We start from the raw sequence: 18,444 nt of genomic DNA, 5'->3' as shown, positions 1-18,444 counted from the left end.
ACCTTGTGAATGTTTTACCGGTCGCTGTGTCACAGCCTTGCCAAACCGAGATCACGCGGTCTGTTCCAACCGCTAAATTTGTCGTTCGGGAATCTTCCATGCGTCTGTGTAAATTCTTCTTTGTAGGCTGCTTGTCGTTGGTCAGCCTGGCGAGTCATGCCGAAACCCTCAATGGCCTCTATCAAGTACTTGAACCGGTCAGCAGCCAGTCGCCCCAAGAGCGCGACCAAGCCACCCAGCGTGCTGTGCAGACCCTCGTGATCCGCCTGACCGGCGACGCCAAGGCCGCCGATGGCCCTGGCCTGGCGGCGATCCGCAAAGACCCGCAACAAATCATCAGCCAGTACGGCTACGACGCCGGCCCGCCAGAAAGCCTGCAAGTGGACTTCGACCCGGTCAGCACCGACCGCGCCTTGCGGGATGCGGGCCTGTCGATCTGGGGCAGCAACCGGCCATCGATCCTGGGTTGGTGGCTGAACGATTCAACTGAAGGCAGCAGCCTGGTCGGCGATGGCCAGGCCGTTGCCCAGGCCCTGCGCCGGGCCGCGCAACACCGGGGTCTGCCGCTGCGCTTGCCGCTGGGAGACCTGGATGAACAGGTAGTCGCCACCGCGCCGAACCTTGAAAGCCCGGACGCCACGCCTTTGCGCGCAGCCTCCGAGCGTTACGGTGCCGATGCGTTGCTGGCAGTGCATGCGCGTCAGGAGGGTAGCCAGTGGCAGGCAAAATGGCGCTTGTGGCTGGGCGACAAGGCTGAGGAGGGTACCGCTCAAGGCGCTGACACTGCCGCGCTTGCCGACGCGGTATTGCTGGCGGTCAGCCAAAAGCTGGCGCCGCGCTTTGCGGTCAAACCTGGGGTGAGCAGTGAGCAACTGCTTGAAGTGCAAGGCATGAACCTGGAGCGCTACGCCGCCCTGGGCCGTTTGCTGGAGCCCTTTGGCGGCCAGCCGCAGTTAGTGGATGGCACCCGGATCGTGTATCGCGTCAATGGCAGCGCCGAACAACTGCGCACCCAACTGATCCTGGCCAAGCTGCAGGAAATTCCTGCTGGCGAAGCCCCGGCCCAGCCAGCCGTGATCGATGGCACGCAACCGGCTGTTGCACCTGAGCCCCAGGCGCAACTGCGTTTTCGTTGGTAAATAGTGTTCCTCCTTCTATATAGAAGAAGGGCGTAAAAAACAGATGGAGTGGTTTATGGCGGATACGCGTCGTTGGGTGTGGCTTGGCGGGATTGTCCTGCTGTGCGGTTTTGTGTTCTTGCTGCATTCGATCCTGACGCCGTTCCTGGTGGCGCTACTGCTCGCCTATCTGTTCGATCCCGTGGTGGATCGCCTGGAAAAAGTCGGTATGTCGCGCACCTGGGGCGTGATCACGGTGTTTGCGCTGTTCACGTTGATCATCACGGCGCTGGTGTTGATATTGGTGCCGATGTTGGCCAAGCAGCTGTTTCGCCTCTATGAGCTGGCGCCGCAGATGCTCGACTGGTTGCAGCACACGGCCATGCCGTGGGCCCAGTCCAAGTTCGGGCTGGCCGATGGCTTCTGGAAGTTCGACAAGGTCAAGGCAGCTATCAGCGAGCATATGGACAAGACCACCGATATCGTCACGGTGGTGCTCAGCCAGGCGACTGCGTCGAGCCTGGCGCTGATCGGCTGGTTGACCAACCTGGTGCTGATCCCGGTGGTGGCGTTCTACCTGCTGCGAGACTGGGACATCATGATGGCCAAGATCCGCAGTCTGCTGCCTCGTGACCGCGAAGAGCGTGTTGTTTCCCTGGCAGCGGAGTGTCATGAGGTATTGGGTGCGTTCGTGCGTGGCCAGTTGCTGGTGATGCTGGCCCTGGGGGTGATTTACGCTGCTGGCCTGATGGCGATCGGCCTGGAGCTGGGGCTGTTGATCGGCTTGATCGCGGGCTTGGCTGCCATCGTGCCGTACATGGGCTTTGTGATCGGCATCGGTGCGGCGCTGGTGGCCGGGCTGTTCCAGTTCGGCGGCGACCTGTACCCGATGCTGGGGATTGTCGCAGTGTTCATGGTGGGCCAGGCCTTGGAAGGCATGGTGCTGACGCCACTGCTGGTGGGCGATCGGATCGGCCTGCACCCGGTGGCAGTGATCTTTGCGATTTTGGCGGGTGGCGAGCTGTTCGGCTTTACCGGCATCCTGTTGGCGCTGCCGGTGGCGGCGGTGATCATGGTGTTGGTGCGCCATGTGCACGACCTGTACAAGGATTCGGACGTGTATACCGGGGTGGATGAGCCCGAGTTGTAATCGCGGTGTCACAAACCCGGCCCTGGCCGGGTTTGTTGTTTCTGGCGCCGGGGTGCGTCAAACAAACTGCGTAAAACCCCCGGGTTAACGCAAACCTTTGATTTTGCTTGTGGTCTGCTGCATTGTGCGCCCGGCGTCACGGGTATAAACTTTGCAAACTTTACATAGAGGCCACTAACGGTTCGATGGGAGCCGTTCAGTCAGCATGAAACCGATTCAGCTGCCCCTAGGTGTGCGTCTGCGTGATGACGCTACCTTTATCAATTACTACCCAGGCGCCAATGCCGCTGCACTCGGCTATGTGGAGCGGCTTTGCGAAGCCGACGCCGGGTGGACTGAAAGCCTGATCTATCTGTGGGGCAAGCATGGCGTGGGGCGTACCCACCTGCTGCAGGCCGCATGCCTGCGTTTCGAGCAGACGGGCGAGCCGGCGGTCTACCTGCCCTTGGCCGAATTGATGGACCGCGGGATCGGCATCTTCGATAACCTTGAGCAATATGAACTGGTGTGTCTCGACGACCTGCAGGCAGTGGCCGGCAAGCCGGAGTGGGAAGAGGCGCTGTTTCATCTGTTCAACCGCTTGCGCGACAGCGGCCGGCGCTTGCTGATCGCTGCGTCCACCTCGCCGCGTGAACTGCCGGTGAAGCTGGCTGACCTCAAGTCGCGCCTGACCCTGGCGTTGATCTTCCAGATGCGTCCATTATCCGATGAAGACAAGCTGCGTGCGCTGCAACTGCGCGCTTCCCGTCGTGGCCTGCACCTGACTGACGAAGTCGGGCACTTTATCCTCACCCGTGGCACCCGCAGCATGAGCGCGCTGTTCGATTTGCTTGAGCAACTCGACCAGGCTTCCTTGCAGGCACAAAGAAAATTGACGATCCCTTTCCTGAAAGAAACTTTGGGCTGGTAAGGTCTTGATTTTCCGTGTAACGGCATTTTCAAGGCGTCAGAAAACCTGCGTTTGAGCCCGAAGGGTTACGCAACTCAAGCGAGAAATGGAATCACGGCTTAGATGGCATAGTCGAAACGATAAGTCACATAGATCGCGATTGAATTTGCAAATCGATGTGATAGAGGGCATAGTCTCGGCTTCTTTACACATCAGCCACGGTCGTGCCCATGCTAAATCGCTTCGCACCCCTCGTGCCTCTCGCACTCGTTACCCTGTTGTTTGGTTGCGCCTCCCACCCTCAGCAGGTGGCAGAACAGCAAAAACCACAGGTTCAAAATCAGGCAAAGTTCGTTGCTGCACAGTCTGCTTCTGTTTATGAAGAAGAGGTGGCAACCGAAAAAGAACTCGCCGAGTTCTCTGACAGCAAGCCTTACCAACTGCCTCTTCTGGCCGACAGCATCCTTGAGCGCGGCATGTCCTTGATCGGTACCCGTTACCGTTTCGGCGGCACCTCGGAAGCCGGTTTTGATTGCAGTGGGTTCATTGGCTACCTGTTTCGTGAAGAAGCTGGCATGAATCTGCCGCGCTCTACGCGCGAGATGATCAACGTGAATGCACCGTTGGTCGCGCGAAACAACCTCAAGCCCGGTGATCTGCTTTTCTTTAGTACCAGTGGTCGCGGTCGTGTCAGCCACGCCGGTATCTACCTGGGCGATAACCAGTTTATTCACTCCAGCAGCGGCCGCAGTGGTGGTGTTCGGGTCGATAACCTCGGTGACAGCTACTGGAGCAAAACCTTCATCGAAGCCAAGCGTGCACTCGCCATGGCTCCGACTACGGTTACCGCTAGTAAGTAAAGTTAAAGTGATACTTGAAGTTTGACGTGTAAGCGCTAGAATCCCTGGACATTGTTGTCATCCGTTCGCGCGAGCTTTGCTTGCGCGTTCTGGTTTTCAACGTTCGGCAGCGAAAGCCGCATCCAGACCAGGATTGTTCTGCACATGTCGACCTCGGCCCGCCTGATGCTTATTGTTTGCGCCGCGCTGCTCAGCGCCTGCGCCAGTCGTACACCGCCGCCCGCGCCCGTCGCGGTCAAGCCTAAGCCGGTGTTCAACTATGCCACCCAAAATTTCTCGCCTGCTGCCGAAGACGTGCTCTTTCGTGCGCTGGGCCTGGTCGGCACGCCATATCGCTGGGGCGGCAACACACCGGACTCGGGGTTCGATTGCAGTGGCTTGATCGGCTTTGTATTTCGCGACGCTGCCGGCATCTCATTGCCGCGCACCACCCGTGAATTGATCGTGATGCGTGCCCAGGACGTCAGCGAACAAAACCTGCAAACCGGCGATCTGCTGTTCTTCGCCACCGGTGGCGGTTCGCGGGTCAGCCATGCGGGCATCTATGTGGGCGAAGGGCGCTTCGTGCATGCACCGCAGACCGGCGGTACGGTGAAGCTGGATACGCTATCCAAAGCGTATTGGCAGAATGCCTACCTGAGTGCCAAGCGCGTGTTGCCAGGGAATCTGGCGCGTAACCCCTGAATCAATAAAACTCCAAAATGTGGGAGCGGGCTTGCCCGCGAATGCAGTGTGTCAGTCAACGGCTTAGTTGGCTGGGCCACCGTAATCGCGGGCAAGCCCGCTCCCACATGGGTATGTGGTTATTTACTTAACAGCCGACACCCGCCAAACCTTATTGCCCACATCATCGGCCACCAGCAAATCACCCTGCTGATCTATCACCACGCCGACTGGCCGGCCCATGGCTTTCTCATCGCTATCAAGAAACCCCGTCAGCACATCCACCGGTTGCCCTTTCGGCTGGCCCCCTTCGAAGGGAACGAAAATCACCTTGTAGCCACTGTGCGGCTTGCGGTTCCAGGAACCATGCTGGCCGATAAATGCGCCATTACTGAAGGGAGCGGGCAGTTTGCTGCCCTCGGCGAAGGTCAGCCCCAGCGACGCAGTATGAGGGCCTACCGCATAGTCGGGAGCGATGGCCTTGGCGACCATGTCCAGGTTCTGCGGGGTGACACGCACATCCACATGCTGGCCGTAATAACTGAAAGGCCAGCCGTAGAAGCCGCCATCCTTGACCGAGGTGATGTAATCCGGCACCAGGTCACTGCCGATCTCATCGCGTTCGTTGACCGCCGTCCACAGCTTGCCGCTCTGTGGCTCCCACGCCATGCCGTTGGGGTTGCGCAGGCCGGAGGCAAAAATGCGGTGTTGGCCGCTGGCGCGGTCGACTTCCCAAATGGCGGCGCGGCCCTGTTCGGCTTCCAGGCCGTTTTCGCCGACGTTGCTGTTGGAGCCGACGCTCACGTACAGCTTGCTGCCGTCCTGGCTGGCCACCACATTTTTGGTCCAGTGGTGGTTCAAGGGGCCACCGGGTAAATCCACCACCTTGGTGCCTGGGGAGGTGATTGTGGTTTCACCTGGCTGATAGGGGAAGCGCAGCAACTTATCCGAATCGGCCACGTACAGGTCGTTGCCCATCAGGGTCATGCCAAACGGCGAATTGAGGTTTTCCAGGAACACCGTACGAGTTTCTGCCACACCGTCATGGTCGGCATCGCGCAGCAAGGTAATGCGGTTCGGGCTCGGCACGCCGGCGCCAGCGCGGTCCATGACTTTTTCCATCACCCAGCCGCGCACGCCTTTGGCATCGTCCGGCTTGGGCGGTGCATTGGTCTCGGCCACCAGAACGTCGCCGTTGGGCAGCACGTAGAGCCAGCGCGGGTGGTCCAGGCCTTCGGCGAATGCGGCCACTTGGGTGCCGGCGGCGGCGACGGGCTTGGCGCCTTCGGGCCAGCCGATGGCCGGGGCGATATTGACGGTGGGGATCAACGTCTTGTTCGGCTCCGGCAGCCGGGGCGAGGGCCCGGTGCCGTCGGCGACCTGCAGGGTCGAGCTTTCGCCGCACGCAGCGAGGCTTCCGGCGAACATGATCAGTAGGGCAAGTCGGGTTTTAGGCATGGTTTTCTCCTTGATACCTGTAGGGGTAGAGAAGCACGAACGGCGGATGGTTCAAGTACAAGGCCAGCTTTAATTGACGCTCCACCCCCAACCCACTAACCTTCGCGGCTTGTTCCAGGTGCTCTGTGGCGTACGCGTCGACGGAGTGAAACAGGGAAGCCGGTGAGCGAGCGCACTTGTACACAGTGCTGCCGCGATTCCGGCGCTGCCCCCGCAACGGTAAATGAGTCAAGACGGTGCTGTTTGCCACTGTGTCGCGTGCGATATGGGAAGGCGCGCCCTCGGCTGCTTGCTATCAAAAGCGCCACTCATGAGCCCGGAGACCGGCCTGGATCATCCAACAGCATCACGGTGGGCGATGCTTGGCTGTCTGTTGTTTCTTTTTCCTGCCCGCCGTTTTTGTCCAGCCCCAACGGAGAGCTGCCATGACTGATTCCCCCGACCGCGACGAACGCCACCTGGCGCGCATGCTGCGCAAAAAAGCCGTGATTGACGAGCGCATCGCCAATTCCCCGAACGAGTGCGGCCTGCTGCTGGTGCTGACCGGCAACGGCAAAGGCAAGAGCAGTTCGGCGTTCGGCATGTTGGCCCGGGCCATGGGCCATGGCATGCAGTGCGGTGTGGTGCAGTTCATCAAGGGGCGTAACAGCACCGGCGAAGAATTGTTTTTTCGCCGCTTCCCCGAGCAGGTGCGCTTTCACGTGATGGGCGAAGGTTTCACCTGGGAAACCCAGGATCGCCAGCGCGATATCGCCGCTGCCGAAGCGGCTTGGGCAGTGTCCCGGGCCATGTTGAATGACCCTTCCATCGGCTTGGTGGTGCTGGATGAACTGAACATCGCCCTCAAGCACGGTTACCTTGACCTGGACCAGGTACTCAGCGACCTGCAAGCCCGCCCGCCCATGCAGCATGTGGTGGTCACCGGCCGTGGCGCCAAGCCTGAGCTGATCGAAATGGGCGACACCGTCACCGAAATGGGCATGCTCAAGCACGCGTTCCAGGCCGGTATCAAGGCACAGAAAGGCGTCGAACTTTGAATCAGCCCCGTCATTGCCCGGCCGTACTGATCGCCGCTCCGGCGTCCGGCCAGGGCAAAACCACGGTCACCGCCGCGTTGGCGCGTTTGCACCGCAACCTGGGGCGCAAGGTGCGCGTGTTCAAATGCGGGCCGGACTTTCTCGACCCGATGATCCACGAGCGTGCCAGTGGCGCGCCGGTGTACCAGTTGGACATGTGGATGGTGGGCGAGCAGGAAAGCCGCCGCCTGCTCTGGGAGGCAGCGGGGGAGGCCGACCTGATCCTCATCGAAGGCGTGATGGGCCTGTTCGACGGCACGCCTTCCAGCGCTGACTTGGCGCGGCACTTCGGTGTACCGGTGCTGGGCGTGATCGATGGCACGGCTATGGCCCAGACGTTCGGCGCCCTGGCCCTGGGGCTGGCGCGCTATCAGCCCGACCTGCCATTCGCCGGCGTGCTGGCCAATCGCGTCGGCACCCTGCGCCATGCGCAATTGCTTGAAGGCAGCCTCACTGAGGGCTTGCGTTGGTACGGTGCATTGTCCCGCGAGACCGGCATCGAACTGCCCAGCCGCCACCTGGGCCTGGTGCAAGCCAGCGAACTGAATGACCTTGATATACGCCTGGATGCCGCCGCCCAGGCGTTGGGCAGCAGTTGCGAAGTGGCCCTGCCGCCGCCGGTGACCTTTGCCGCGCCGCACGTGATCGAAACCGAACCCTTGCTGGCCGGTGTGCGGATTGCCGTGGCCCGTGACGAAGCCTTTGCTTTTACTTACGGCGCCAGCCTGGATCTGTTGCGGGCAATGGGCGCGGAGCTGAAGTTCTTCTCACCGATCCATGATCGCCAATTGCCTGAAGCGGACAGCCTCTATTTGCCCGGCGGGTATCCGGAACTGCACCACCAGGCATTGTCGGCCAATACCTCGATGCTGGACGCCATTCGTGCTCATCACGCCGCTGGCAAACCGCTGCTCGCCGAATGCGGTGGCATGCTCTATCTGCTCGACTCGTTGACCAATGTGGAGGGTGAGCGCGCCGAACTGGTTGGCTTGTTGCAAGGCGATGCGGTGATGCAGAAGAAACTCGCGGCCCTGGCGCTGCAAAGCGTCGAGCTGCCGGAGGGGACCTTGCGTGGGCATACCTATCACCATTCCCTGACCAGTACCGAATGGGCGCCGATTGCCCGTGGCCTGAGCCCTAACGGCGGGCGCGGAGCTGAAGCGGTTTACCGACAGGGTCGTTTGACCGCCTCCTATGTGCACTTTTATTTTCCGTCGAATCCTGGCGCGGTGGCCGCGTTGTTTGCGCCCGACCTTGAGACCGCTATCGCAGGCAAGCCAGCTCCCACAGTTGACCCAGTTGCAAACCAATCCAATGTGGGAGCGGGCTTGCTCGCGAAGAGGCCATGACTGACAACGCTTTCCCCCAAGCCGACCGCGAAGCCGTCTACCGCGCCATCGCCGAACGCCGCGACATGCGCCACTTCCGCGGTGGCAGCGTCGCGCCTGAACTGCTGCAGCGCCTGCTCCACGCTGCGCACCAGGCGCCCAGCGTCGGCCTGATGCAGCCGTGGCGTTTTATCCGCATCAGCGATCGCTCGTTGCGCAGCCAGATTCAACAGTTGGTAGAAGAAGAGCGCGTACGCACCGCCGAAGCATTGGGCGAGCGCTCCGATGCGTTCATGAAGCTCAAGGTCGAAGGCATCAACGATTGTGCCGAGGTATTGGTCGCCGCCTTGATGGACGATCGCGAGCGCCACATCTTCGGGCGCCGCACCCTGCCGGAAATGGACATGGCCTCGCTCTCCTGCGCCATCCAGAACCTGTGGCTGGCGGCGCGCGTGGAAGGGTTGGGCATGGGCTGGGTTTCGCTGTTCGACCCCCAGGCCCTGGCCGAGTTGCTGGGTTTGCCACCCGGCGCAAAACCCCTTGCAGTGTTGTGCCTGGGGCCGGTGGCCGAGTTTTACCCGGCACCGATGTTGCAGCTTGAAGGCTGGGCCGATCCGCGACCGCTGAGTGACATGCTGTATGAAAACACGTGGGGAGTGAGTCAATGAGTGTGGCCTTGCTGTGTGTGGCTGCGGTGGCGCTGGATGCGCTGCTCGGTGAGCCCAGGCGCTGGCATCCGCTGGTGGCGTTCGGCAATTTCGCCGGGCGCATCGAGCAACGTTTCAATACTGGCGGGCGTGGCTGGCGCAGCCATGGTGTGACCGCGTGGTTTATTGCGGTGGTGCCGCTGACCCTGCTGGCCACGGCGTTGTCGTGGGCGCCTTATATCGGCTGGCTGCTGGAGATCCTGGCGTTGTACTGCGCCCTGGGCATGCGCAGCCTGGGCGAGCACGTGATGCCGGTGGCCCAGGCCCTGCGCCGTGATGACCTGGACGAAGCGCGTACACGTGTGAGTTACCTGGTCAGCCGTCAGACCAGTGAACTGGACCGTACTGAAGTGGCCCGCGCAGCCACCGAATCGGTGCTGGAGAACGGCAGCGATGCGGTATTCGCCGCGTTGTTCTGGTTTGTGGTGGCCGGTGTGCCGGGCGTGGTGCTCTATCGTCTGAGCAATACCCTGGACGCCATGTGGGGCTATCGCAATGAGCGCTTTGAGCGCTTCGGTTGGGCAGCCGCCAGGATCGATGATGTGCTCAACTATATTCCTGCGCGCTTGGTGGCTTTAACCTACGCGTTATTGGGTAAAACCCGCCTGGCGCTCAAATGCTGGCGCACTCAGGGCCCGACTTGGGACAGCCCCAACGCTGGCCCGGTGATGGCGGCGGGGGCCGGTGCCTTGGGTGTGGAGCTCGGCGGCGCGGCGATTTATTACGGCGAGGTGCATCAGCGCCCGCCATTGGGCGAAGGCCCGCCGGCCGACGCCGATTCCATTGATCGCGGCTGGCAACTGGTGCAGCGCGGCGTGTGGCTGTGGCTGCTGGTCCTGTGCGTGGGGGCGCAAATCTATGCTTGAACATGGTGGTCGGCTGCGTAAGGCCGCGATTGAGTACGGCATTGCCGAAGCGGATTGGCTCGACCTGTCCAGCGGCCTGGCGCCCTGGCCGTGGCCGATTCCCGAGATTCCCTTGCGTGCCTGGGCGCGCTTGCCGGAAACCGATGACGGCTTGGAGAAGGCTGCCAGCGAGTACTACGGCGCCGGCCCATTGCTGCCGGTGCCGGGCTCTCAGGCCGCGATCCAACTGCTGCCGCGCTTGCGTCGTTCCGGCAAGGTCGGCGTGCTTTCGCCCTGTTACGCCGAACACGCCGAAGCCTGGCGCCGCGCCGGTTATGTGGTGCGCGAAGTGCAGGAGCAGGAAGTCGACTTCTTTCTCGACAGCCTCGACGTGCTGGTCGTGGTCAACCCCAACAACCCCACGGGCTTGAGCCTGAGCCCGCAACGCCTGCTGGACTGGCATGCGCGGTTGGCCCAGCGCGGTGGCTGGCTGGTGGTGGACGAGGCGTTCATTGACGTGACCCCGGACTTGAGCCTGGCCAGCCATGCCGATCAGGTCGGCTTGATCGTACTGCGCTCATTCGGCAAGTTCTTCGGCTTGGCCGGCGTGCGCCTGGGCTTTGTGCTGGCCGAGCGCAAGTTGCTCAAGCTGTTGGCCGAACAGGTCGGGCCCTGGGCCGTCAGTGGGCCGACGCGGGTGTTGGGCCAAGTGTGCCTGCGCGACACCGACGGGCATGCGCGCCAGCGCAGTCGTTGCATCGCAGCCGGCCAGCGTCTGTTCGAGTTGCTTGAGCGCCGTGGGCTTCAACCGCACGGCGGCTGCGCATTGTTCCAGTGGTTGATTACCCCCCACGCTGAACGGCTGTACGAATTCATGGCCCAACGCGGCATCCTGCTGCGCCTGTTCGTGCACAACAGCAGCGTGCGCTTGGGCCTGCCCGACACCGACGCCGACTGGCTGCGCCTTGATGAAGCCCTGGCCGCCTACAAGGACGCCACATGACCACGTTGATGGTGCAGGGCACCACCTCCGACGCCGGTAAAAGCACCCTGGTGACTGCGCTGTGTCGCTGGCTGGTACGCCAGGGTGTCGCGGTGGCGCCGTTCAAGCCGCAGAACATGGCGCTCAACAGCGCGGTGACCGCCGAAGGCGGCGAGATCGGCCGCGCCCAGGCGGTGCAGGCCCAGGCTGCCAACCTGGCGCCCCATACCGACATGAACCCGGTATTGCTCAAGCCCAACAGCGACACCGGCTCCCAAGTGATCATCCATGGCCGTGCGGTCACCAGCATGAATGCCGTGGCCTATCACGACTACAAAGCCATTGCGATGCAAGCGGTGCTGGCCTCCCACGCGCGTTTGAGCCAGGCCTACCCGGTGGTGATGGTCGAAGGCGCGGGCTCACCGGCCGAGATCAACCTGCGCGCCAATGACATTGCCAACATGGGCTTCGCCGAGGCGGTGGACTGCCCGGTGCTGTTGATCGCGGACATCAACCGCGGCGGCGTGTTTGCCCATCTGGTTGGCACCCTGGAGCTGCTGTCGCCCAGTGAACAGGCGCGGGTCAAGGGCTTCATCATCAACCGTTTTCGCGGCGATATCGCGTTGCTGCAACCAGGGCTGGACTGGCTCGAAGCGCGCACCGGCAAACCGGTCGTCGGCGTGCTGCCCTACGTGATGGACCTGCACCTGGAGGCGGAAGACGGCATCGACCAGCGCCAGATCGACAAGGCCGCCCAGGTGCTCAAGGTGGTGGTGCCGGTGCTGCCGCGCATCAGCAACCATACCGACTTCGACCCGCTGCGCTTGCACCCCCAGGTGGACTTGCAGTTCGTCGGGCCGGGCCAGGCGATACCTGCCGCTGACCTGATCATCCTGCCGGGCTCGAAAAGCGTGCGCAGTGACTTGGCCTATCTGCGTGCCAATGGCTGGGACACCGCCGTGGCGCGGCATCTGCGTTATGGCGGCAAGGTACTGGGGATCTGCGGCGGCTTGCAGATGCTCGGCGAGCAGGTCCATGACCCGCTGGGTCTGGAAGGGCTCGCGGGCTCCAGTGCCGGCCTTGGGTTGCTGGCGTTCAGCACCACCCTGGAACAAGAGAAACAACTGCGCAATGTGCGTGGGCGTCTGGTATTGGAAGATGCCGACGTCAGCGGTTATGAAATCCATGCGGGGGTGACCTGCGGCGCTGCCTTGGCAAGCGCTGCGGTCCTGCTGGACGATGGCCGCAGCGATGGCGCGCAGAGCCCTGATGGGCAAATTCTAGGCACCTACCTGCACGGCCTATTCGAGACCCCGGCTGCGTGCAGCGCGTTGCTGCGTTGGGCCGGGTTGCAGGAGGTGCAAGAGGTGGATTATCACGGCTTGCGCGAGCGCGATATCGAGCGGTTGGCGGACTTGGTGGAGCACCACTTGGACACCGATTTGTTGCGCAAGCTATGTGGGATCTGACGGTGTTCACACCATCCAACTGTGGGAGCTGGCTTGCCTGCGATAGCCATGTGTATCTACACAACGCTGTAGTGCTCAACGGTAACCACGATGCGAAGCGAGCCGCCCTTGATCTTGATCTGCTTTTGAGCTTGATCTTAGGCGCCCCGTTAAACCACGCTGGCCGGAATTCGACAGTGATTTGGGGGGTAAACCGGCAGGGATGCCGGTTTAGCCGCCCCGCGCCATGGATGGCGCGGGGCGGCGGCCCCCCAAATCACTGGCGGATTACGGGCACACCGAGCCTGGGCGAGGTGCCGAGTGGTGGGGCAAGAGCGTTTTGCTTACTTTTGCGCTTTTCAAAAGTGAGCCGCTGTAAAAGCGGAACCCTAAGTGGCCGTTACCGCAGAAATGGATATGTACACGGTCCAACTGTGTTGACTGTCAGGCCGTCTTCGCAGGCAAGCCAGCTCCCACATTTGGGGCGCGGTGCGTCAGCTGGATCAGCGTCGGCTGTCAGGCCGTCACGGGAGCAAGCTCCCTCGCCACATCGTTTGCCAGGGGCCTTTGCATGTATCAATTGATCCTCGGCGGTGCCCGTTCGGGTAAGAGCCGCCTGGCCGAAAAGCTTGCCGCAGAGAGCGGGCTTGCCGTCATTTATATCGCCACCAGCCAACCGCTCGACGGTGAGATGAGCGAGCGCGTCGCGCTGCACCGCCAGCGTCGTCCCGACCATTGGGGCCTGGTTGAAGAGCCCATCGACCTGGCGCGTGTGCTACAGGAAAACGCCGCCACTGATCGCTGCCTGCTGGTGGATTGCCTGACCTTATGGCTCACCAATCTTCTGATGCTCGAAGACCCGGCTCGCCTTGCATCCGAGCGTGATCAACTGTTGCAAACCCTGGCCTCGCTGCCGGGGGAGATCATTTTTGTCAGCAACGAAACCGGTCTGGGTGTCGTGCCGCTGGGCGAATTGACTCGCCGTTATGTGGATGAAGCCGGTTGGCTGCATCAAGCCTTGGCCGAGCAATGTCAGCGCGTTGTGCTGACGGTTGCCGGCCTGCCCCTGACTTTGAAAGGTACTGCGTTATGACCGATTCCTGGTGGCTCAACCCCTGCAAGGCGGTGGATACCACGACCCACGAACAGGCGCTGGCGCGTCAGCAGCAGTTGACCAAGCCCGCCGGTTCCCTCGGCCAGTTGGAAGCCCTGGCGGTGCGGCTGGCGGGTTTGCAGGGCCAGGTCAAACCGACGGTAGATCACCTGTGGATCGCGATTTTTGCCGGCGATCACGGTGTGGTCGCTGAAGGCGTGTCGGCATTTCCCCAAGAGGTCACCGGGCAGATGCTGCAAAACTTCGTCACCGGTGGCGCGGCGATCAGCGTGTTGGCGCGGCAACTGCAAGCGCAATTGGAGGTGATTGACCTCGGCACGGTCACGCCGTCCCTGGATTTGCCCGGCGTTCGTCACCTGAACATCGGCGCGGGCACGGCTAATTTCGTGCATGGCCCGGCGATGACCCAAGCCCAAGGGCAGTTGGCCTTGCAAGCTGGACGAGACAGCGCACGCCGTGCCCTGGAAAGCGGCGCGCAACTCTTTATCGGCGGTGAGATGGGCATCGGCAATACCACTGCCGCCAGTGCCTTGGCCTGCGCATTGCTGGATTGCCAGGTCACTGACCTCACAGGCCCTGGCACCGGTTTGAATGCCGCAGGGGTCAGCCACAAGGTCGCGGTCATCGAGCGCGCCCTGGGGTTGCACGCCGGTCAGCGCAGCGATGCGTTGCAAACCCTGTTCAATCTCGGCGGTTTTGAAATTGCTGCCTTGGTTGGCGCCTACCTGGCCTGCGCCCAGGAAGGCATCGTGGTGCTGGTGGATGGGTTCATCTGCAGCGTGGCCGCGCTGGTGGCGGTGCGCTTGAACCCGGCGTGCCGCGAATGGTTGGTGTTCGGCCATCGGGGTGCCGAGCCGGGCCATCGCCATGTGCTGCACAGCCTCGATGCGCAACCGTTGCTGGAACTGGGCCTGCGCCTGGGCGAAGGCAGCGGCGCGGCGTTGGCGGTGCCTTTGTTGCGCCTGGCGTGTGCGCTGCACGGGCAGATGGCGACCTTCGCCGAAGCCGCCGTGGCGGACCGCCCCGCATGACCTTGCGCCTGGACCTGCTGCGTCACGGCGAAACCGAACTGGGCGGAGGCCTGCGTGGCAGCCTGGACGATGCGCTGACCGCCAACGGCTGGCGGCAGATGCGCGACGCAGTGGTGGGGCAGGGGCCGTGGGATCGGCTGATCAGCTCACCGCTGCAACGCTGCGCTCTGTTCGCCCAGGAGTTGGGGGCACAGCTCGATGTGCCGGTGACTCTGGAGGCCGATCTGCAAGAGCTGCACTTCGGCGCGTGGGAAGGGCAGAGTGCGGCCGCGTTGATGGACACCGATGCCCAAGGGCTGGGCTTGTTCTGGGCCAACCCCTATGAATTCACGCCGCCGGAAGGCGAGCCGGTCATCCAGTTTTCCGCGCGCGTGCTTGGCGCTGTCAGGCGGCTGCATCAGGCCTATGCTGGCCAGCGCGTGCTGTTGATCAGCCATGGCGGTGTAATGCGCCTGCTGCTGGCCCAGGCGCGAGGGTTGCCCCGTGAGCAACTGCTGAATGTCGAAGTGGGCCACGGTGCCCTGTTCGGCCTGCAGGTTGCGGCCGATGGCGTGTTGAAGGAAGGGCGCTGATGATGCTGCCGTTCTGGATCGCCCTGCAATTTCTCAGCAGCCTGCCCATACGTTTGCCGGGCATGCCGCAGCCTCAAGAGCTGGGCCGTTCGTTGCTGTTTTATCCGCTGGTAGGGTTGCTGTTCGGCGTGCTGTTATGGGGCCTCAACCAGGTGTTGCAGGGTACCCCGTTGCTGTTGCACGCCGCGTTGCTGCTCACCGCCTGGGTGCTGCTCAGCGGTGGCCTGCACCTGGACGGGCTGGCCGACAGCGCCGATGCCTGGTTGGGCGGTTTTGGCGACCGGGAGCGCACCCTCAGCATCATGAAAGACCCGCGCAGCGGCCCGATTGCGGTGGTCACCCTGGGGCTGGTGCTGCTGCTCAAGTTCAGCGCGTTGGTGGCGTTGATCGAACAACACAATGGCGCCGCCTTGATCCTGGCGCCTTTGATCGGACGTGCTTCGATGCTGGCGCTGTTTCTCACCACGCGCTATGTGCGGGCGGGCGGATTGGGCCAGGCACTGTCAGATCATCTGCCGCGAATTGTCGGCCAACAGGTGCTGATCCTCAGCGGGTTGGCCTGCATCCTGATCGGTGGTCTCAGCGGCGGCATCGCGGTGTTGCTGGCGGCCCTGTGTTTCGTGTGGCTGCGCCAGTTGATGGTCAAGCGTCTGGGCGGTACCACGGGCGACACTGCTGGCGCACTGCTGGAGCTGCTTGAAGTCGCGGTGCTGGTCGGGCTGGCGTTGTAACGCTTTCTTGCAATTGGTTAACTCCGGGTATATACACGCTCTATGCTTGCCTCCCAATGTTTATGCACCAACCTGCGACGTGCCGCCCGTGGCGTCAGCAGGCACTACGACGGCGCTCTCGACGGCTTCGGGATCAACGTTGCCCAGTATTCTCTGTTGTGCAACCTGCAGCGTCTCGACCAGCCGAGCATTTCCAGCCTGGCGGACGCCATGGGCTTGGATCGCAGCACCCTGGGGCGCAACCTGCGCGTCCTGGAAGGTGAAGGGCTGGTGCAGTTGGTGGAGGGCGACGATTTGCGCAACCGCCTGGTGGTGTTGACTGACGCCGGCCATGAACGGCTAGGCGCTGCGTTGCCGGCGTGGGAAGCAGCGCAGCAGAAACTGATTGATAAGCTCGGCGCCGAAAAGCGCGAAATGTTGTTGGCCTTGCTGGATGAACTCGCCTGAACGGCGGTTTGTTCGACTATAAGCGGGTATATACCCGCGAACGGAGAATAAGAAATGACCTCGATGTGGCGCACCAGTGGTTGGGTTCTTTTAGGCAGTGCGCTGATCCTGGCGTTGTCCTTGGGCGTACGGCATGGCTTTGGCCTGTTCCTGGCGCCGATGAGCAGCGAATTCGGTTGGGGGCGTGAAACCTTTGCCTTTGCTATCGCCTTGCAGAACCTGATCTGGGGCTTGGCGCAGCCATTTACCGGGGCCTTGGCCGACCGTTTCGGCGCGACCAAGGCGGTGTTTGTCGGCGGGGTGTTGTACGCCGTCGGCCTGGTGCTGATGGGCATGTCCGACTCTGCCTGGTCGCTGTCGTTGAGCGCAGGTTTGCTGATTGGTATTGGCCTGTCCGGCACCTCGTTCTCGGTGATTCTCGGCGTGGTTGGCCGCGCCGTAGCGCCGGAAAAACGCAGCATGGCCATGGGCATTGCTAGCGCCGCCGGCTCGTTCGGCCAGTTCGCCATGGTGCCCGGCACCCTGGGCCTGATTGGCTGGCTGGGCTGGTCGGCCGCCTTGCTGGCGCTGGGCTTGATGGTGGCGCTGATCCTGCCGCTGGTCGCCATGCTCAAGGACCGGCCGCTGGCGGTCACGGTAGGCCAGCAAACCCTGGGCGAAGCGCTGAAAGAGGCCTGCTCCCACTCCGGCTTCTGGCTGCTGTCCTTCGGCTTTTTTGTGTGCGGTTTCCAAGTAGTGTTCATCGGTGTGCACTTGCCGGCATACCTGGTCGACCAGCACCTGCCGGCCACGGTGGGCACCACGGTGCTGGCCTTGATTGGCCTGTTCAACGTATTTGGCACCTACACGGCGGGTTGGCTCGGTGGCCGCATGTCCAAGCCGCGTCTGCTCACCGGCTTGTACCTGTTGCGGGCGGTAGTGATTGTGTTGTTCCTGTGGGCGCCGGTCACCGAGGTCACGGCGTATCTGTTTGGCATGGCGATGGGATTCTTGTGGCTGTCCACGGTGCCGCTGACCAATGGCACCGTTGCGACCCTGTTTGGGGTGCGCAACCTCTCGATGCTCGGCGGGATTGTGTTCCTGTTCCACCAGCTTGGCTCGTTCCTCGGCGGGTGGCTGGGCGGGGTGGTCTATGATCGAACCGGTAGCTACGATTTGATCTGGCAGGTGGCAATTTTACTCAGCCTGCTCGCCGCCGCGCTGAATTGGCCGGTGCGTGAGCGGCCGGTGGCACGTATTCAGGCGCAGATGGAGGCGGCATGAGCATGACAGCGCGTCTTATGCTGGTGGCTGTGGGGATGGTGTTATTGCTGCTGGCCTGGTGGGGCTGGCATCAGGGCGGCCTGGCATTGATGCAACTGGGCATGGCGATCTGCTAAGTTGTGGGTCTGAACTGACTCAAGGACTTTTGACATGCAGATGCGCTGGCTCGCTGTACCCGTCCTGATGGCTATTGGCAGCGTGGCGATGGCCGCCAGTTGCCCACCGTTGCTTGCGGGCCAATTGCCCAAGCTGCGGGCCAAGGAATCCATCGACCTGTGCCAGCAATTCGCTGGCAAGCCCTTGGTGATCGTTAACACAGCGAGCTTCTGCGGCTTTGCCCCACAGTTTAAAGGTCTGGAAGCGTTATATCAGCGCTACAAGGGCCAGGGCCTGGAAGTGATCGGCGTGCCGTCCGATGACTTCAAACAGGAAGCCAAGACCGGGGAAGAAACCGCCAAGGTCTGCTACGTGAACTATGGCGTGACCTTCACCATGACCGAGCCGCAGAAGGTCAAGGGGCCGGATGCGGTGCACCTGTTCAAGGTGCTTGCACAGCAGGCCGACGCGGCGCCGAAGTGGAATTTCTACAAGTATGTGGTGGATCGCCAAGGCAATGTGGTTGCCAGTTTTTCCAGCCTGACCAAGCCGGACAGTCCGGAGCTGATCAAGGCGGTGGAACAGGCATTGGCTTCCAAACCCTGACCGCCAGCCAAACAAAAGCCCCGCCTCCTTCACAGGAGAGCGGGGCTTTTTTATACGACT

General features: G+C 62.2%; 19 protein-coding genes and 1 riboswitch. Of the genes, 18 read left to right on the top strand and 1 reads right to left on the bottom strand.

From position 1 onward, the window contains the following. Positions 1–98 precede the first annotated feature (98 nt). The 5 genes from GH769_RS16910 (at position 99) to GH769_RS16890 (ending at position 4,701) form a co-directional block, all read left to right on the top strand. Positions 99–1,139 (top strand): DUF2066 domain-containing protein, encoded by a 1,041-nt coding sequence (locus GH769_RS16910; RefSeq protein WP_019820427.1) that lies wholly within the window; start codon positions 99–101, stop codon positions 1,137–1,139. Positions 1,140–1,194: 55 nt separating this feature from the next. Then, the gene (locus GH769_RS16905; protein ID WP_014719396.1) at positions 1,195–2,268 is read left to right on the top strand and encodes an AI-2E family transporter; all 1,074 of its coding nucleotides are present in this window, start codon (positions 1,195–1,197) and stop codon (positions 2,266–2,268) included. A 205-nt stretch (positions 2,269–2,473) separates the two neighbouring features. Next, positions 2,474–3,178 carry a DnaA regulatory inactivator Hda gene (hda, locus tag GH769_RS16900; RefSeq protein WP_014719395.1) on the top strand — a complete coding sequence of 235 codons (705 nt, stop codon included), beginning with the start codon at positions 2,474–2,476 and terminating at the stop codon, positions 3,176–3,178. Between the two features lie 209 nt (positions 3,179–3,387). Then, complete coding sequence (locus GH769_RS16895; protein WP_032903121.1) at positions 3,388–4,017, top strand: C40 family peptidase; 630 nt, start codon at positions 3,388–3,390, stop codon at positions 4,015–4,017. A gap of 144 nt (positions 4,018–4,161) precedes the next feature. Next, positions 4,162–4,701 (top strand): C40 family peptidase, encoded by a 540-nt coding sequence (locus GH769_RS16890; RefSeq protein ID WP_003193049.1) that lies wholly within the window; start codon positions 4,162–4,164, stop codon positions 4,699–4,701. Positions 4,702–4,824: 123 nt separating this feature from the next. On the opposite strand, the gene GH769_RS16885 is transcribed toward GH769_RS16890, so the two are convergent. Further along, entirely contained in the window at positions 4,825–6,138 is a 1,314-nt protein-coding gene (locus GH769_RS16885; protein ID WP_032903123.1) for a sorbosone dehydrogenase family protein, read from the bottom strand. A gap of 99 nt (positions 6,139–6,237) precedes the next feature. Then, positions 6,238–6,485, top strand: a riboswitch (cobalamin riboswitch). 78 nt (positions 6,486–6,563) lie between these two features. On the opposite strand from GH769_RS16885, the gene cobO reads away from it, so the two are divergent. From cobO to GH769_RS16820, 13 genes are all read left to right on the top strand, one after another. Next, positions 6,564–7,175: a cob(I)yrinic acid a,c-diamide adenosyltransferase gene (gene cobO, locus GH769_RS16880; protein ID WP_005790169.1), complete on the top strand. Its 612-nt coding sequence runs from the start codon at positions 6,564–6,566 to the stop codon at positions 7,173–7,175. Continuing rightward, entirely contained in the window at positions 7,172–8,563 is a 1,392-nt protein-coding gene (locus GH769_RS16875; protein WP_032903124.1) for a cobyrinate a,c-diamide synthase, read from the top strand. The genes cobO and GH769_RS16875 overlap by 4 nt, the downstream gene beginning before the upstream one ends. Further along, positions 8,560–9,210, top strand: coding sequence for a 5,6-dimethylbenzimidazole synthase (gene bluB / locus GH769_RS16870; protein ID WP_014719391.1), 651 nt, complete (start codon positions 8,560–8,562; stop codon positions 9,208–9,210). The genes GH769_RS16875 and bluB overlap by 4 nt, the downstream gene beginning before the upstream one ends. Then, positions 9,207–10,115, top strand: a complete 909-nt coding sequence (gene cbiB / locus GH769_RS16865) for an adenosylcobinamide-phosphate synthase CbiB (protein WP_032903126.1) — start codon at positions 9,207–9,209, stop codon at positions 10,113–10,115. The genes bluB and cbiB overlap by 4 nt, the downstream gene beginning before the upstream one ends. After that, positions 10,108–11,097 carry a threonine-phosphate decarboxylase CobD gene (cobD, locus tag GH769_RS16860; protein ID WP_032903127.1) on the top strand — a complete coding sequence of 330 codons (990 nt, stop codon included), beginning with the start codon at positions 10,108–10,110 and terminating at the stop codon, positions 11,095–11,097. Before cbiB ends, cobD begins: the two co-directional genes overlap by 8 nt. After that, on the top strand, positions 11,094–12,545 hold the full coding sequence (locus tag GH769_RS16855) for a cobyric acid synthase (RefSeq protein WP_032903128.1): 1,452 nt from the start codon (positions 11,094–11,096) through the stop codon (positions 12,543–12,545). Before cobD ends, GH769_RS16855 begins: the two co-directional genes overlap by 4 nt. Before the next feature lie 550 nt (positions 12,546–13,095). Beyond that, entirely contained in the window at positions 13,096–13,617 is a 522-nt protein-coding gene (cobU, locus tag GH769_RS16850; RefSeq protein WP_019818435.1) for a bifunctional adenosylcobinamide kinase/adenosylcobinamide-phosphate guanylyltransferase, read from the top strand. Then, the gene (gene cobT, locus GH769_RS16845; RefSeq protein WP_032903129.1) at positions 13,614–14,669 is read left to right on the top strand and encodes a nicotinate-nucleotide--dimethylbenzimidazole phosphoribosyltransferase; all 1,056 of its coding nucleotides are present in this window, start codon (positions 13,614–13,616) and stop codon (positions 14,667–14,669) included. Before cobU ends, cobT begins: the two co-directional genes overlap by 4 nt. Beyond that, a complete protein-coding gene (gene cobC, locus GH769_RS16840) occupies positions 14,666–15,241 on the top strand; it encodes an alpha-ribazole phosphatase family protein (RefSeq protein ID WP_014719385.1) in 576 nt (191 codons plus the stop codon). Before cobT ends, cobC begins: the two co-directional genes overlap by 4 nt. A gap of 2 nt (positions 15,242–15,243) precedes the next feature. Next, positions 15,244–15,972, top strand: a complete 729-nt coding sequence (locus GH769_RS16835; RefSeq protein WP_032903137.1) for an adenosylcobinamide-GDP ribazoletransferase — start codon at positions 15,244–15,246, stop codon at positions 15,970–15,972. Between the two features lie 42 nt (positions 15,973–16,014). Continuing rightward, entirely contained in the window at positions 16,015–16,419 is a 405-nt protein-coding gene (locus GH769_RS16830; RefSeq protein ID WP_014719383.1) for a MarR family winged helix-turn-helix transcriptional regulator, read from the top strand. A gap of 54 nt (positions 16,420–16,473) precedes the next feature. After that, on the top strand, positions 16,474–17,682 hold the full coding sequence (locus GH769_RS16825; protein WP_014719382.1) for an MFS transporter: 1,209 nt from the start codon (positions 16,474–16,476) through the stop codon (positions 17,680–17,682). Between the two features lie 150 nt (positions 17,683–17,832). Continuing rightward, the gene (locus GH769_RS16820) at positions 17,833–18,384 is read left to right on the top strand and encodes a glutathione peroxidase (protein ID WP_014719380.1); all 552 of its coding nucleotides are present in this window, start codon (positions 17,833–17,835) and stop codon (positions 18,382–18,384) included. Positions 18,385–18,444: the final 60 nt, after the last annotated feature.

The organism is Pseudomonas sp. CFSAN084952 (genome assembly GCF_009648855.1).
Lineage (GTDB): Bacteria > Pseudomonadota > Gammaproteobacteria > Pseudomonadales > Pseudomonadaceae > Aquipseudomonas > Aquipseudomonas paracarnis.
Note: the sequence above shows the minus strand (reverse complement) of the source record. Positions and strands in the feature narration are given on the sequence as shown.